The 15,648-nt window shown below is 63.9% G+C and carries 16 protein-coding genes and 1 tRNA gene; 8 read left to right on the forward strand and 9 right to left on the reverse strand.

Annotated features, from left to right (window positions below; genetic code table 11):
* Positions 1–186: 186 nt before the first annotated feature.
* The 8 genes from LPB04_RS09795 to LPB04_RS09830 form a co-directional block, all read right to left on the reverse strand.
* Complete coding sequence (locus LPB04_RS09795; protein ID WP_193688489.1) at positions 187–804, reverse strand: Maf family protein; 618 nt, start codon at positions 802–804, stop codon at positions 187–189.
* Between the two features lie 13 nt (positions 805–817).
* Entirely contained in the window at positions 818–1,288 is a 471-nt protein-coding gene (rlmH, locus tag LPB04_RS09800; RefSeq protein ID WP_193688490.1) for a 23S rRNA (pseudouridine(1915)-N(3))-methyltransferase RlmH, read from the reverse strand.
* A 16-nt stretch (positions 1,289–1,304) separates the two neighbouring features.
* On the reverse strand, positions 1,305–2,012 hold the full coding sequence (gene rsfS / locus LPB04_RS09805; protein ID WP_193688491.1) for a ribosome silencing factor: 708 nt from the start codon (positions 2,010–2,012) through the stop codon (positions 1,305–1,307).
* The gene (locus tag LPB04_RS09810) at positions 2,012–2,671 is read right to left on the reverse strand and encodes a nicotinate-nucleotide adenylyltransferase (protein ID WP_193688492.1); all 660 of its coding nucleotides are present in this window, start codon (positions 2,669–2,671) and stop codon (positions 2,012–2,014) included. The genes rsfS and LPB04_RS09810 overlap by 1 nt, the downstream gene beginning before the upstream one ends.
* A complete protein-coding gene (gene hemF, locus LPB04_RS09815; RefSeq protein WP_193688493.1) occupies positions 2,668–3,579 on the reverse strand; it encodes an oxygen-dependent coproporphyrinogen oxidase in 912 nt (303 codons plus the stop codon). The genes LPB04_RS09810 and hemF overlap by 4 nt, the downstream gene beginning before the upstream one ends.
* Before the next feature lie 187 nt (positions 3,580–3,766).
* Complete coding sequence (purD, locus tag LPB04_RS09820; RefSeq protein ID WP_193688494.1) at positions 3,767–5,032, reverse strand: phosphoribosylamine--glycine ligase; 1,266 nt, start codon at positions 5,030–5,032, stop codon at positions 3,767–3,769.
* A gap of 35 nt (positions 5,033–5,067) precedes the next feature.
* The gene (locus LPB04_RS09825) at positions 5,068–5,796 is read right to left on the reverse strand and encodes a YebC/PmpR family DNA-binding transcriptional regulator (RefSeq protein WP_193688495.1); all 729 of its coding nucleotides are present in this window, start codon (positions 5,794–5,796) and stop codon (positions 5,068–5,070) included.
* Between the two features lie 203 nt (positions 5,797–5,999).
* Positions 6,000–6,887: a DUF2182 domain-containing protein gene (locus LPB04_RS09830; protein ID WP_193688496.1), complete on the reverse strand. Its 888-nt coding sequence runs from the start codon at positions 6,885–6,887 to the stop codon at positions 6,000–6,002.
* Between the two features lie 143 nt (positions 6,888–7,030).
* Between LPB04_RS09830 and LPB04_RS09835 the strand changes: the two genes are divergently transcribed.
* Genes LPB04_RS09835 through LPB04_RS09850 form a run of 4 tightly spaced genes read left to right on the forward strand, consistent with a single transcriptional unit; the run spans position 7,031 to position 9,482 of the window.
* A complete protein-coding gene (locus LPB04_RS09835) occupies positions 7,031–7,954 on the forward strand; it encodes a DMT family transporter (RefSeq protein ID WP_193688497.1) in 924 nt (307 codons plus the stop codon).
* 18 nt (positions 7,955–7,972) lie between these two features.
* On the forward strand, positions 7,973–8,368 hold the full coding sequence (locus tag LPB04_RS09840) for a methylglyoxal synthase (RefSeq protein WP_193688498.1): 396 nt from the start codon (positions 7,973–7,975) through the stop codon (positions 8,366–8,368).
* Complete coding sequence (locus LPB04_RS09845; protein ID WP_193688929.1) at positions 8,368–9,342, forward strand: quinone oxidoreductase family protein; 975 nt, start codon at positions 8,368–8,370, stop codon at positions 9,340–9,342. The genes LPB04_RS09840 and LPB04_RS09845 overlap by 1 nt, the downstream gene beginning before the upstream one ends.
* A complete protein-coding gene (locus LPB04_RS09850) occupies positions 9,339–9,482 on the forward strand; it encodes a hypothetical protein (RefSeq protein WP_193688499.1) in 144 nt (47 codons plus the stop codon). The genes LPB04_RS09845 and LPB04_RS09850 overlap by 4 nt, the downstream gene beginning before the upstream one ends.
* Before the next feature lie 68 nt (positions 9,483–9,550).
* Here the strand turns inward: LPB04_RS09850 and LPB04_RS09855 are convergent, their stop codons facing one another.
* On the reverse strand, positions 9,551–10,198 hold the full coding sequence (locus tag LPB04_RS09855; RefSeq protein ID WP_193688500.1) for a DUF4136 domain-containing protein: 648 nt from the start codon (positions 10,196–10,198) through the stop codon (positions 9,551–9,553).
* Between the two features lie 207 nt (positions 10,199–10,405).
* On the opposite strand from LPB04_RS09855, the gene pepN reads away from it, so the two are divergent.
* The 4 genes from pepN to LPB04_RS09875 all read left to right on the forward strand — a co-directional run bounded on the left by pepN (position 10,406) and on the right by LPB04_RS09875 (position 15,632).
* A complete protein-coding gene (pepN, locus tag LPB04_RS09860) occupies positions 10,406–13,051 on the forward strand; it encodes an aminopeptidase N (protein WP_193688501.1) in 2,646 nt (881 codons plus the stop codon).
* Positions 13,052–13,079: 28 nt separating this feature from the next.
* The gene (locus tag LPB04_RS09865; protein ID WP_193688502.1) at positions 13,080–14,081 is read left to right on the forward strand and encodes a class 1 fructose-bisphosphatase; all 1,002 of its coding nucleotides are present in this window, start codon (positions 13,080–13,082) and stop codon (positions 14,079–14,081) included.
* A 102-nt stretch (positions 14,082–14,183) separates the two neighbouring features.
* Positions 14,184–14,259, forward strand: a tRNA-Thr gene (locus tag LPB04_RS09870).
* 500 nt (positions 14,260–14,759) lie between these two features.
* Positions 14,760–15,632 carry a DUF883 family protein gene (locus LPB04_RS09875; protein ID WP_193688503.1) on the forward strand — a complete coding sequence of 291 codons (873 nt, stop codon included), beginning with the start codon at positions 14,760–14,762 and terminating at the stop codon, positions 15,630–15,632.
* Positions 15,633–15,648: the final 16 nt, after the last annotated feature.

Consider the following 15,648-nt stretch of genomic DNA (forward strand, 5'->3'; position numbering starts at 1 on the left):
GATATTGTTCAGAGTGTCATGATACACGCTGGGCAAGGGCGGCGGCGGGGAACTGGGGGACGTTAACGCCGGCTTAAGCCGGTGTATGCGTTTGCAGGGTGGGCTCTCCGGGCCCACGCGCTACGGAGCGTGATCATGCGCATCGTGTCCACCCTTGACACGTCTGCAAACAATTTAGTTGAACGCTTAAATCAGCACGCCGGCCTTGCGCAGCAGTGCCGCCGTCTCGAACAGGGGCAGGCCCATGATGCCCGAATGGCTGCCCTCGATATGCTCGACGAACAGCGCGGCCAGCCCCTGGATGCCGTAGGCGCCGGCCTTGTCGTAGGGCTCCGGCGTGGCGCAGTAGGCGCGGATGGCCTGGGGCGTCAGTCTGGCGAAGCGCACGTTCGATACCTGCGTCACATGCTCGGCCATGTCGGTGAAGTGCACGGCGACCGTCGTCAATACCTGGTGCGTGCGGCCCGACAGGCGCTCGAGCATGGCCGTCGCTTCCGCCGGATCGGCAGGCTTGCCGAGGATCTCGTCGTCCAGCGTCACCGTCGTGTCGGCCGTGAGCACCGGACGCAGCGGCTGGCGGCGCTGCTGCAGCACGCGCCAGGCAAAGGCGCCTTTCTCGAGAGCGACCCGCACCACGTACTCGTGCGCCGGCTCGCCAGGACGCACGTCTTCGGTGACGTCGGCGCCGCGTGCAGGATCGCTGCGCAGCATCAGCAGGTCGAAGTCCACGCCGACCTGGCGCAGCAATTCGCGCCGCCGCGGGCTTTTCGAGGCGAGGTAGATTTTCTTGTCTAGCACTTTCATGGGATGGATGCCGTCAGACGCGGTGGTACGGATGGTTTTGCGTGATGGACCACGCGCGGTAGAGCTGTTCGGCCAGCATCACCCGCACCACACCGTGCGGCAAGGTCATGCTGGAAATGCGGATCAAACCTTCGGCGCGCGCCTTGAGTTCGGGATCGAGCCCGTCGGCACCGCCGATCAGGAAGGCGGTATCGCGGCCGTCCTGCTGCCAGCCCATCAACTGCTGGGACAGGCCGACACTGGTCAAATCCTTGCCGCGCTCGTCGAGCGCAATGATGCGCACGCCTTTCGGCAATGCCGCTTCGATGCGTTCGCGTTCGAGCGCCATCGCGGTGGCGGCCGTCTTGCTGCCGGACCGTTCGACCGGCTTGATTTCCTTGAGCACGATGCGCAGCTCGGGCGGCATGCGCTTCGTGTACTCGGCGAAACCGGTTTCAATCCAGGCCGGCATTTTATGGCCGACCGCGGCGATGATCAGTTGCATGAAGCTGACTGGTTAATTACTCGGCGGCCTTCTTGACGACGCGCTTGATGACTTTCTTCACCGGTTCGCCGCTTTCGCTTGCCGGGGCTGCGACCTTGCGTTTCGGCGGTTTGGCCTTGGTCGCTTCGACGGCGGCGATTTCGCTCTTGCTCGGCGCGACCTTGATGGTCTTGCCGATGGCTTTCGACGCAGGCTTGGCGGCAGGCTTCTTCGCCGCCGGTTTCGCAGCGGTGGCGCTGGCCTTGGCGGCCGTTGCGCGCTTGGCCGCAGGCTTACGCTCGTTGACAGGCTTGACTTCCGGTGCGTCCTGGTTCGCGGCCAGGTGCTTCGATTTTACTTTCGGCTCGGCGGCGTCAAGCGCTTCGGCGGTCGACTTGCGCTTGGCGGCGCCCAGCTTGACCGGCTTTTCGCCCCAGATTTCCTCGAGGCGGTAGTACTGGCGAATCGCCGGCTGCATGATGTGGACGATCATGTCGCCCAGGTCGACCAGCACCCATTCACCGGTGTCCTCGCCTTCCATGCCGACCACGTCGCCACCTGCCGACTTGACCTTGTCGCGCACCGAAGCGGCCAGCGCCTTCGTCTGGCGGTTCGACGTACCCGAGACGACCGCAATCCGGTCGAACAGGCTGGTCAGCCCGGTCGTATCGAACAGCATGATCTCCTGGCCCTTGACGTCTTCGAGGGCGTCGACGACGACCGTTTGCAGTTTTTTGATATCCATTAGTTCTTGTATAAATGATGTTGTTGAATATAGTCTAGCACTACCGGCGGGACGAGCGAGTTTGCGTCAGTACACGAATCGCCCTCCGCGCGCAGCAGGGCGCGCACCTGGGTGGCCGAGATATCGACCGCCAGGGTATGCGCCAGGCACACCAGGCCGGCTGGCGTGGTGCGCACTTGTTCCGGTGACGCCAAACGCGGCGCCATTTCTTTCGCTACCGCGGGCGGCAGCGCTTCCTGTTCCAGGGTATAGCCGGGCCGCGCGGCCACCCCGATGTTCGCCAGTGCGAACAGCTGTTGCCAGTCGCGCCAGCTGTCCAGGTTTTGCAACTGGTCGGCGCCCATCAGGAACACGATCGATGCATCCGGCCCGAGTTCGTCGCGCAGGCCGCGCAGCGTCTCGACCGTGTAGGTCGGGGTGCCGCGCATGATTTCGCGTTGATCGATGACGACCGGCAGGCCGCTATCGCGAAAGGCCAGTTCCAGCATCGCCACGCGCGCTTCGTCGCTCGCCCGCAGGGACGATTTCTGCCACGGTTTCGCCGGCAGCACGTGCAGCGCATCGGGATGCAGCAACGCGCAGAACAGCCGCGCCAGCGCAACATGGCCGTGGTGGACCGGGTCGAAACTGCCCCCGAGCAGGGCGATGCAGGCGGTCACTGAGATAGCCAGTCGCGATGCGGCAGGAAGTCGGTGTACAGCGCGGCTTCAGGGCTGCCCGGTTCCGGGTGCCAGTCGTAGCGCCATTTCACGATCGGCGGCAGCGACATCAGGATCGCCTCGGTGCGTCCGCCCGACTGCAAACCAAAATGGGTGCCGCGGTCCCACACCAGGTTGAACTCGACATAGCGCCCGCGCCGGTAAGCCTGGAAGTCGCGCTCGCGTTCCCCATACGGCGTGTCCTTGCGGCGTTGCAGGATCGGCAGGTAGGCGTCGATGAAACCGTCGCCGACGCTGCGCACCATGGCGAAGGCTTCGTCGAAGGGCAGTTCATTGAAATCGTCGAAAAAGATGCCGCCGACGCCGCGTGCTTCCTTGCGGTGCTTGATATAAAAATACTCGTCGCACCACTTTTTGAAACGGCCGTGCAGCGCTGCGCCGTACGGCGTCAGCGCGTCGTGGCAGACCTGGTGGAAGTGGCGCGCGTCGTCGACGTTGCCGTAATACGGCGTCAGGTCCATACCGCCGCCGAACCACCAGACCGGCTCCTTGCCCTCGGCCGTCGCTTCGAAAAAGCGCACGTTCATGTGGACCGTCGGCGCGTACGGGTTACGCGGGTGCAGCACCAGCGAGACACCCATCGCTTCCCAGGCGCGCCCGGCCAGTTCCGGACGGGCCGCCGCCGCCGACGGCGGTAAATTCGTGCCGGTCACGTGCGAGAAATTCACCCCGCCGCGCTCCAGCACATTGCCTTCCTCGATCAGCCGAGACAGGCCGCCGCCGCCTTCCGGACGTTCCCAGCTGTCGCTCAAAAACGGCTTGCCGTCCACTTCTTCCAGGCCCGCGACGATGCGTTGCTGCAGGTCGAGCAGCCAGGCTTTGATGGCGGAAGGGGAGGGCGTGGACATGTCGGACGAGATCGGCGGCGGAAAAATAAGAGGGGGATTGTACACTGCGGCGGGGGGCAGTGGCGAAAGCCGGTGGCTGTTCACATGGGCGACCGCGTGGGCACAAGTGCCCACCCTACGGTGCACTGCCGTCGTAGGGTGGGCTCTTGAGCCCACGCGGTACACCGGTTCCGAAATCGAGATGCGCTTATTTAATCCCGCGCCACCCGATATCGCGCCGGAACTGGGCGCCATCGAAGTGGATCTTTTCGACGCCCTCATACGCCTGCTTCTGCGCCATCTTGACGCTGTCGCCCAGGCCGACGACGCACAGCACGCGCCCGCCATTGGTCTGCAGGGTGCCGCCGACGATCTGGGTGCCGGCGTGGAAGGTCACGCATTCCGGCGTCTCCGCAGGGATGCCCTCGATGACGTCGCCCTTGCGCGGGCTGTCCGGATAGCCCGCGGCGGCCATCACCACGCCGACTGCCGTGCGGCGGTCCCATTCGAGTTCGACGGCGTCGAGGGTGCCGTTGCAGGCGTGTTCCAGCACCGTCAGGTAGTCGCTTTTCAGGCGCGCCATGATCGGCTGGGTTTCCGGGTCGCCCATGCGGCAGTTGAATTCCAGCGTACGCGGATTGCCCTCGGCATCGATCATCAGGCCGGCGTACAGGAAGCCGGTGAACACGATGCCGTCCTTGGCCATGCCCTGGATGGTCGGGTTGATGATCTCGCGCATCACGCGCGCATGCATCGCCGGAGTCACGATCGGTGCCGGGGAATAGGCGCCCATGCCGCCCGTGTTCGGGCCTTCGTCGTGGTCCTTGAGGCGCTTGTGGTCTTGCGAGGTCGCCATCGGCAGGATGTGCTTGCCGTCGCACATGACGATGAAGCTCGCCTCCTCGCCGGCCAGGAATTCCTCGATCACGATGCGCGCGCCGGCGTCGCCGAAGGCGTTATCGGACAGCATGTGGTCGACCGCAGCGTGTGCTTCCTCGAGCGACATCGCGACCACCACACCCTTGCCGGCCGCCAGGCCGTCGGCCTTGATGACGATCGGCGCGCCGTTGGCGTCGATGTAGGCATGGGCCTGCGCCGCATCCGTAAAAGTCTGGTACTTCGCGGTCGGGATGCCGTGGCGCTGCATGAAGGCCTTGGCGAAGTCCTTCGAGCTTTCCAGTTGCGCCGCTTCGCGCGTCGGCCCGAAAATCTTCAGGCCGCGGGCGCGGAACAGGTTGACGATGCCGGCCGCCAGCGGCCCTTCCGGACCGACCAGGGTGAAGGCAATGTGTTCGGCGACGACGAAATCGGCCAGCGCGGCCGGGTCCGTGATCTCGACGTTCACCAGGCGTGGATCGACCGCGGTGCCGCCATTGCCCGGTGCGACATACACCATCTGGACGCGTTCGGATTGGGCCAGTTTCCAGGCCAGGGCATGTTCACGGCCACCAGAGCCGACTACCAGGATCTTCATAGGGTGCTCGCGCTTAATATTACTGATTCGTCAGCTTATTGCTCGTCGATGACGGCATTGGTATAGATTTCCTGCACGTCGTCCAGGTTTTCCAGCGCGTCGAGCAGCTTTTGCATCTTGATCGCGTCCTCGCCGGTGAACTCCGTTTCGGTGGCGGGCTTCATGATGACTTCGGCCACTTCGGCCTTGAAACCGGCCTTTTCCAGCGCATCCTTGACGTTCGAGAAGGCGAACGGATCGCACAGCACTTCGAAGCCGCCTTCCTCGTCCTGCACCACGTCTTCGGCGCCGGCTTCCAGCGCCGCTTCCATCAGCTTGTCCTCGTCCACGCCCGGCGCGAACAGGAACTGGCCGGTGTGCTTGAACATGAAGGCCACCGAACCCTCGGTGCCCATATTGCCGCCAAATTTGCTGAAGGCATGGCGCACTTCGGCCACGGTCCGCACGCGGTTGTCGGTCATGCAGTCGACGATGATCGCCGCGCCGCCGATGCCGTAGCCCTCGTAGCGGATTTCTTCGTAGTTCACGCCTTCCAGGCTGCCCGAGCCGCGCTGGATCGCGCGCGTGACGTTATCCTTCGGCATGTTGGCGTCGGCCGCCTTGTCGACCGCCAGGCGCAGGCGCGGGTTGGCGTCGATGTCGCCGCCGCCCATGCGTGCGGCGACCGTGATTTCCTTGATCAGTCGGGTCCAGATCTTGCCGCGCTTGGCGTCAGTCGCGGCTTTCTTGTGCTTGATATTGGCCCATTTGCTGTGTCCAGCCATGTCGAGAATTCCTTAGACGGTATGCAAGAATGGCCGACATTCTAGCATGCGCCCCGTCCGCCAAAGCCCCTGGAGCGCCTGACAAAATGCCCATGGCTGCGTTGCACCGTCTTGCCGGACAGTTGTACTGTCTTCGATGGTGCGACTTGCCCTGAGCACGCTCGCCTAGCGGGCGTCGGTTTGGTTTGTCAGGCGCTCTCGCATTATGGAAACAACAACAGCGTTCCCCACGCAACAAGCGCCAGGCCGCTGACACAGGCAGCCACCGGACCTCCCGGCAACAGCTTTTCGCTCAGGACCAGCCCGGCGAGGGCGAGCAGGGCTCCGAGGTGGGTGACGCCGGCCGCGAACAGCAGCAGCACCAGCAGCCAGCAGCAGCCGACGCAGTGCAGGCCGTGGATGGCGCCCATGCGCAGGGCGCCGGGCCAGCCCGGCCGCCAGCCCGTCACCACAAAGGAGAGCGGCGCCCGGCAGTGCTGCAGGCAGGCGTGCTTGGCGGGCGTCCACTGATAGACCCCGGCCGCGACCAGGACCAGGCCGCCGGCGCTCGGGTTGGCGAAGGCCATGCCGGTATCGAGGGCGCCGGCGTCGTGCAGCACCCATTGCGCGAGCGTGGCAAGGGCGCCGAAGCAGCTCCACACGGCCAGGTAGCCAAGGACGAAGAAGAAGGTCCCGACATGCGGGAAGCGAGCCAACTGCGGCACCGGCTGTGCCACCGAGTGCGCCACCCGGGTGATGTGGGCGAACAGCAGGATGACCGGGGTGGCCGCCGGCAAGGTGATCGCCGAGAGCATCGCGCCCCAGGTCGCCAGCACCAGTACCAGTTCGGGCGCACGGTAGGGCGGCGGCAGGGCGCTCAGTGCCCTGCCCGGCAGGGACGGGTTGAGCAGGGTGTCCGCCAGCGCTGCATCGAAGGCCGCGATGCGCAGGGCACGAAACACCAGGCAGGCCCAGCAGATAGCCACCAGCATCGCCAGGCAGGCGATGACGAGCGGCCGCTCGCGGCCGGGCTGGGAATCGATGCGGATCAGGGCGCTCATCGGGATGCTCCCGGGCCGGCCTGCCCGCTCGGTGGCCGCGTTGGCGGCCATGGATGGCCTGGCGGCCCTTGCCTGCTCCGGTACGGCATTGTCCCTCCTCATCGATCATGACTGTCGAGGTTGGACTACGAACGAGCCCTTGCGTTCCGGGGTGCTGCCGAGCTCGATTCTGTGCTTGGTCGTACAATCGTCGGATGACCCAGCCTGAACCCGTCACGACTGCAACCTCCATACCACGACCTGCCTTTGTCGCAGGCCTGGCGATCGCCATCGGTGGCGCTGTTTTGTTTTCCACGAAAGCCGTGGTCGCCAAACTGCTGTACCGATACCACATCGATGCGGTGACATTGATCGCCTTCAGAATGCTGTTCTCGCTTCCGGTGTTTGCCGGCGTCGCGCTGTGGAAGATGCGCACCGAAGCGCCGCTCAGCCCGGCGGACCGCTGGCGCCTCGTCGGGCTCGGCCTGGTCGGCTACTACCTGTCGAGCTACCTCGATTTCCTCGGCCTGCAATTCATTTCGGTCGGACTCGAACGGCTGATCCTGTTCCTGACGCCGACCTTCGTGCTGGTGATCACCGCCACCTTTTTCAAACGCCGGATCGGCGCGGCCGAGTGGGGCGCGCTCGGGCTCTCGTATTGCGGCATCGTGCTGGTCTTCCTGCACGATCTCTCCGGCGGGCAGGCCGGGAATACGGCCCTGGGTGCGCTGTTCGTGCTCGGCTCGGCCGTGTGCTACGCGCTCTACCTGCTGGGAACGGGCGAGATGGTGCGCCGCATCGGTTCGCTGCGCCTGGTGGCGTATGCGATGTGCGTCTCGAGCGTCGCCTGCCTGGCGCAATTTTTTATCCTGCGCCCGGTCGAACTGCTGGTGCAGCCGCTGCCGGTGTATGGCCTCTCGCTCGTGAACGGGGTTTTCTGTACTATCCTCCCGGTGTTCATGACCATGGCCGCGGTCGGGCGCATCGGTGCCGCCACCGCTTCCCAGGCCGGCATGATCGGCCCGGTGTCGACCCTGTTCCTGGGCTTTCTCGTGCTGGGCGAGCCCGTCACCACGGTGCAGCTGGCCGGCACCGGGCTGGTGCTTGCAGGCATCGCGCTGCTTTCGCTGAAAAAATAGGAAAGAGACGGACAACAAATGAAACCACGCATCGCGCTCATCGCCCACGACAAGAAGAAGGACGACATGATCACGCTCGCCGGGCAATACCGGGACTTCCTGTCCGGCTGCACGCTGACCGCCACCGGCACCACCGGCTCGCGCCTGATCAACGAACTCGGCCTCGTGGTCGACTGCAAGCATTCCGGTCCGTTCGGGGGCGACCTGCAGATCGGCGCCCAGCTCGTCACCGGCGACATCGATTGCGTGATTTTCCTGCGCGACCCGATGACCCCGCAACCGCACGAACCCGATATCAACGCCCTGGTGCGCGCCTGCGACGTCCACAACATCGCCTGCGCGACCAACGTATCCACGGCCCATCTGGTGCTGGACGGGCTGATCCTCACTACCAACAAGGAGAAACAGGCATGATGGCCAAGGCAATCCGCATGACCCGCACCGGCGGGCCGGAAGTACTGGAATACGTCGACGTCGAGGTAGGGGAGCCCGGACCGGGCGAGGCGCGCGTGCGCCAGCATGCGATCGGCCTGAATTTTATCGACGTCTATTTCCGCACCGGCCTGTACCCGATGCCGCTGCCCTCGGGGCTGGGCCAGGAAGGCGCCGGCGTAGTCGAGGCCGTCGGGGAGGGCGTCACCCACGTGCAGCCGGGCGACCGCGTCGCCTATGCCGGCCGGCCGAACGGCGCCTACAGCGAGCTGCGCATCATGCAGGCCGACATCCTCGTCAAACTGCCGGACGCGATCGATTTCGAGACCGGGGCGGCCATGATGCTGCAGGGCCTGACGGTCCAGTACCTGTTCAACGGCACCTATGAAGTGAAACCCGGCCAGACCATCCTGTTCCATGCGGCGGCCGGCGGCGTCGGCCTGATCGCCTGCCAGTGGGCGCGTGCGCTCGGCGTGAACCTGATCGGCACGGTCGGGTCCAGGGAAAAGGCGGAGCTGGCGAAGGCGGCGGGCGCGGCCCACGTCATCAATTACAACGATGAGGACATCGTGGCGCGCGTGCTGGACATCACGAACGGGGAGAAAGTGCCGGTCGTCTACGATTCCGTCGGCAAGGACACGTTTACCCGTTCGCTCGACTGCCTGCAGCCGCGCGGGCTGATGGTCAGCTTCGGTAATTCGTCGGGCGCGGTGCCGCCGTTCTCGCTGGGCGAGTTGGCCTCGCGTGGTTCGCTCTACATCACGCGGCCTTCGCTGGCGGCCTATGTGGCCACCCGTCCCGAGCTCGAGGCACGCGCGGCCGACCTGTTCGGCATGGTCCAAAGCGGCAAAGTGAAAATCGACATCCGCCAGCGCTTTCCGCTGGCCGACGCCGCCCAGGCCCACATCGCGCTCGAAGCACGCCGCACGACCGGCTCGACCATCCTGCTGCCATGAGGGAGTTCAGCGACGATAACGAGCCGCAGGAGCCGGACACGGTCGGCGCGCCGAAGTTCGGGCGCTTGCTGATCGTGCTGGTGCTGGCAGTCCTGCTGATCGTGGCGATCACGTTCGCTTCCGAGGCGTATTTTTCGTAAGGACCATAAAAAAACCGGGGCGCTGGCCCCGGGTTTTTATTGATGCCGGCTTCACTGCCGGCTGCGCATCACCCCTCCTTGCGCTGCAGCTCCACCAGCCGCGACGCGCCGTTCGGCCCCGGGAAACCCGTGAACGCGCTTTGCACCAGGGCCGGCATCACGACCGGGGTCGACAGCTCGCGGCTCACGTTGTGCACGGTGACGTCGAACAGGCGCTTGTCGCCCTTGTCCTTGATCGACACCTGCAGTTCGCGCCGGTACTGGTGCTCGATCGACACCTCATAGGCCGGGAATGGGCTCCAGAACGGATCGTAGAACGGGTGGTACCAGCCGGCAAAGCGGCCGCGCGGGCCGAAGCGCGGGCTATAGCGCGGACCGAAGCGGTAGTACGGGTAGTCGTAAAACATCGGCATCGCCGGCTGGACCACGCGCACCGGTACGTCAGTGGTCGTAAACCGCATCGTCACTTTCAGCGCTGCCGCGCCGCCATTCGCCTCGCGGAAACCAAGCTGGGCCAATTGCCCGCGCACCAGGTTCTGGTAGCTCTGGTATTCGAGCGTATTGTCGAAGCTCGGCGGTGCGTCGAAGACATAGCTCTTGTCCTCGATCTGGGCCGGCCACTGGTGGAAGGTCGTGACGTCGGAGCGGATGGTGGTGGCACACCCGCCAAGCAGCAGCGCCGTGAGCGCAACTGTGACTGCGAACAAGCGTTTCATGCAATTCATCTCCAAATATTTGTACGGACTTTGCCCAGCGTCAGATTGCGCCTTTTCCGTAATTCTCTCAGATAAATTTACACACGGTTACGAACGCCACATGAGGACACATTTGAAGACACATTTCGCTCCCGGGAAATCGCGCGAACCCGGTGGACCCTTGTTGGTAAAATAAGAGCTTCTTCGACTGTATTTTTCGGACATCCCATGCGCACCGACACGCCCCAGACGATTTACCGGAAAGACTACACCCCGCCCAGCTACCTCGTGGACACCGTCGAACTCGGCTTCGACCTCGATCCCGCGCGCACCATCGTCGCCAACCGGATGACGATGCGGCGCAACCCCGACAGTGCCCAGCGCGAAATCGAGCTCTACGGCGAGAACCTGGAGCTGGTGGCGCTGCGCATGAACGGCAACACCCTGAGCGAAAAGGATTACCGCATCGAAGGCAGCCTGCTGACGATTCCGGATACCCCGGAGGAAGTCACGCTTGAGATCGAGACGATCTGCGTGCCGGAACAGAACACGACCCTGAGCGGCCTGTACACCTCGAACGGCAGTTTCTATACGCAATGCGAGGCCGAGGGCTTCCGCGCGATCACTTATTTCCCGGACCGCCCGGACGTGATGGCCGTGTTCACCGTGATGCTGCGCGCCGACAAGGAAAAATACCCGGTGCTGCTGTCGAACGGTAACCTGGTCGAAGAAGGAGAACTGGGCGACGGCCGCCACTATGCCAAGTGGGAAGACCCCTTCAGGAAACCGTCTTACCTGTTCGCGCTCGTTGCCGCGCGCCTAGTCTGCCAGGAAGAAACCTTCCGCCTGAAAGACGGCCGCGACGCCCTGCTGCAGGTCTGGGTGGAGGAGGGCAACCTCGACAAGACCGATTACGCGATGCAGTCGCTCAAGAACAGCATCCGCTGGGACGAGGAACGCTGGAACCTGGAACTCGACCTGGACCGCTTCATGATCGTTGCCGTCGGCGACTTCAACATGGGCGCGATGGAAAACAAGGGTTTAAATATCTTCAACACGAAATTCGTGCTGGCCAATCCGCGCGTTGCCACCGATATCGATTTTCAGGGCATCGAAGCGGTCGTCGGTCACGAATACTTCCACAACTGGACCGGCAACCGCGTCACCTGCCGCGACTGGTTCCAGCTGTCGCTGAAGGAAGGCCTGACGGTGTTCCGCGACCAGGAATTCTCGGCCGACATGATCGGCACCGAGAGCGGCCGGGCGGTGGGGCGCATCGACCAGGTTCGCACCTTGCGCCAGGCCCAGTTCCCGGAAGATGCCGGCCCGATGGCCCACCCGGTGCGTCCCGACTCCTTCGTGGAGATCAACAATTTCTATACGGTGACCGTGTACGAGAAGGGCGCCGAAGTCGTGCGCATGTACCAGACCCTGCTGGGCCGCGAAGGTTTCAGGAAGGGCATGGACCTGTATTTCGAGCGCCATGACGGCCAGGCCGTCACCTGCGACGATTTCCGCCGCGCCATGGCCGATGCGAGCGGCCGCGATTTGAGCCTGTTCGAGCGCTGGTACAGCCAGGCCGGCACGCCCGTCGTGCGTGCCGAAACCCGCTACGACGAGGTCGACAAGACCTACACGATCACCCTGTTCCAGTCCTGCCCGCCAACCCCGGGCCAGACCAGCAAATTCCCCTTCCACATCCCGATCGCCGTCGGCTTGCTGGGTGCGGACGGGCGCGACATGCCTTTGATCATCGGCGGCAAGGATGCCGGCCCCACGACGGTCCTGGAATTGACCGAACCCGAGCAGAGCTTCGTCTTCGAAAACGTGCAGGAGCAGCCGACGCCATCGATCCTGCGCGATTTTTCGGCGCCGATCATTCTCGACTTTAATTATGGCGACGCCGACTTGCTGCACCTGTTCAGCCACGACAGCGATGCCGTGAACCGCTGGGAAGCCGGCCAGCGCCTGGCGATGGGCCGTCTGTTGAAACTGACGGGCGAAGCCGGCGTCGGCGCGCCCCTGATGCTGGACGACACCTTCCTGCTGGCGCTGGGCAAGATGCTGAGCGACGAGGCGCTCGATCCCGCCTTCCGCGAACAGGCCTTGCTGCTGCCGTCGGAGGGCATGGTGGCCGAGCAGATCGAGGTCGTCAATCCGATGTCGATCCACCTGGCGCGCCAGTTCATGCGCGCGAATATCGGCGCCCGCCTGCGCACGGAGTTGCTGGCGCAATACCAGGCCAACCAGACGCCGGGCGAATACAGCCCGGATGCGCTGTCCGCCGGCAAACGCGCCCTGAAAAACCTGTGCCTGGCGTATTTGACCGCGGCCCAGGACGAGGAGGGTCTGCAACTGGCCCAGCAGCAATTCGACGAGGCCGGCAACATGACCGACCGCGTCGCCGCCCTGAGCGCGCTGATCCATGCACGGGCACCAGGCGCGGAAGCGGCCTTGCAGCGTTTCTACGACGAATTCGAGGACGAAGCACTCGTCATCGACAAATGGTTCATGCTGCAAGCGTCGGCGGCGACCACCGACGTGGGCGCTGTCCGCAGCCTGATGCGCCACCCGGCCTTCAACCTGCGCAACCCGAACCGCGCGCGCAGCCTGATTTCCAGCTTCTGCGCCGGCAACCCGGTCCAGTTCCACGCACCGGACGGCAGCGGCTACGCCTTCTGGGCCGAGCAGGTGATCACGCTCGACGCACTGAACCCGCAAGTGGCGAGCCGCCTGGCGCGCGCCATGGACCGCTGGCGCCGCTACACGCCGGAGTTGCAGGAACACATGAAGAAGGCGCTGCAGCAGGTCGCCGGACAGCAGCGTCTTTCCAATGACGTGCGCGAAGTCGTCGGCAAAGCGCTCGCCAACTAAAACGATTCAATCCAAGCAAAGGAAGTTCATGAAACGCGTCAGTCTCACGCAACACCTGGTGGAGCAGCAACGCCTCCACAATTCCATCCCGGCCGAGCTGCGCCTCCTGATCGAGGTCGTGGCCCGCGCCTGCAAGCGCATCAGCTATGAAGTCAGCAAGGGCGCGCTGGGCGACATCCTCGGCAGCGCCGACACCGAGAACATCCAGGGCGAAGTGCAGAAAAAACTCGACGTGATCTCGAACGAGATCCTGCTCGAGGCCAACGAGTGGGGCGGCCACCTGGCGGCGATGGCATCGGAAGAGATGGAAAGCATCCACCCGATCCCGAACCGCTACCCGAAGGGCGAGTACATGCTGCTCTTCGATCCGCTCGACGGCTCGTCGAACATCGACGTCAACGTCTCGATCGGCACCATCTTCTCGGTGCTGAAAGCCCCGGAAGGCATGGGCGAACCGACCGAAGAAGCCTTCCTGCAGCCCGGCTCGGCACAGGTTGCCGCCGGCTACGCGGTCTACGGTCCGCAAACGATGCTGGTGTTGACCACGGGGCAGGGCGTGCACTGCTTCACGCTCGACCGCGAACAAGGCTCCTGGGTGCTCACCCAGAGCAACATCCAGATCCCCGCGGCGACCAAGGAATTTGCCATCAACATGTCGAACAAACGCCACTGGCAGCCGCCGGTCCAGCGCTACATCGACGAAATGCTGGCGGGTAAAACCGGTCCACGCGGCAAGGATTTCAACATGCGCTGGATCGCTTCGATGGTGGCCGACGTGCACCGCATCCTGAACCGCGGCGGCGTCTTCATGTATCCGGCCGATATGCGCGATCCGTCCCAGCCGGGCAAGCTGCGCCTGATGTACGAAGCCAACCCGATGGCGATGATCGTCGAGCAGGCCGGCGGCGCCGCCACGAACGGCAGCGGGCGCATCATGGACATCCAGCCGCACAAGCTGCACCAGCGCGTGCCGGTCTTCCTGGGTTCGAAGGAAGAAGTCGAGCTGGTGACCCGCTACCACGCCGAGTAAGTGAATTATTGGCAAATCCGGCGAGAAATTGCAGAGTCGGACTAGCAAGTTTGACGTGTTGTTTGCTAGAATACGGCTCTTCGTCGGGTTTGCCCGCGTAGAGCCGCTGTAGCTCAGTCGGTAGAGCAGCGCATTCGTAATGCGAAGGTCACCAGTTCGATTCCGGTCAGCGGCACCAAGGATACAAAGAAAAAGCCCAGCTTCTGCTGGGCTTTTTCTTTTTCTGCCGGGTAGTTCAGTCCAGGCTTTCCAGTAATACCCATTAATTTCCCCTACTCATCGAAACGCCGGCGAACACGCCGGCTTTCGCTTCTATTTCCCTCCGGACCTCACCGATCCGGTAGCTCTGTTAGTCAACGCACGGTCCTGCTACCCCATTCGTTATATTTTTTGTATCGCACGTGGTAACCCGACAGCTGCAATCGTGCGGTATGCCGCTTGGGCGTACTCTTGCAAAACGGGATGCGAAAGTGACGTGGCTTGTTGACGGAACTTTTCATGTTGTTTGAGGTCATCGATGCAAATCCTTGACCGAAGGCATGATCCGAATGATCCATTGATATAGCGCAGTTCATTTTCGCGCCTCCGTTTTGTTTCGAGCGGAATCGAGGAAGAATGTGGTGATGGTCGGGTACCGGTCTACTCCGCGTTGGTCTACATTTTACAAGGACAAAAGTCATGGATAATCAGAAGTCGAGCGAGGGAAAAGGCGTTGACGCGAGCAAGCAAAACAGCGGCAACAGCATGGGTAAAGACCAGTCGAGCCAGAGCAAGGACAGCTCGAGCAGCCTGAACAAGAGCAGCACCGGTTCGTCGGCCAGCGCCGGTTCGTCGGGCAGCATGAGCGGCGGCTCGTCGTCGAGCACCAGCCCGTCCACGGGTTCGGGCGCCATGGGCGGCGCAAGCAGCTCGGGCAACGCCGGCGCCACCGGCGGTTCGAGCGCAGCAGGCAGCAGCGGCGGCCTGGGCGGTTCGTCGGGTTCGTCGCTGTCGGGTACCTCGGGATCGTCGAGCACCGGTTCGTCGAGCACCGGCTCGAGCACCACGTCCTCGGGCGCCATGGGCAGCTCGTCGTCGGGCACCGGCACCATGGGCGGCTCCTCGTCGGGCACCGGCGCACTGGGCAGCTCGTCCGTGACCGGCGGTTCGGGTTCGACGGGCGGTTCGTCGTCCTCGGGGGCACAGGGCGGCTCGACCGGCGCCAGCTCGGGCACCGGCAGCGATTCGTCCTCGAAAGAGGGCATGATGGCCGCAATGAAGCCGGAAGAGATGCACAAGACGATCGACAAGGCCGCCGAGGCAGCCCAGCCGATGGTCGACCGTGTCGTTTCCTCGGCCCACGCCGGCGTCGACAAGCTGAGCGGCCTGCTCAGCGGCGCATCGGAGCAGTTGAGCAACCGTTCCGCACAAATGAACGACACCTACCAGCAACTGGCTGATTCGGGCCGCGAATACGTGCGCAACAAGCCGGGTACCGCCGTGGCAATCGCCCTCGGCGCCGGTTACATCCTGGCCAAGCTGCTGGGCGGCAGCCGCCGCCGCGACTACTAATCAGTAGCGCTTCACC

Source organism: Massilia litorea, from assembly GCF_015101885.1.
GTDB classification, from domain to species: Bacteria; Pseudomonadota; Gammaproteobacteria; order Burkholderiales; family Burkholderiaceae_D; genus Telluria; species Telluria litorea.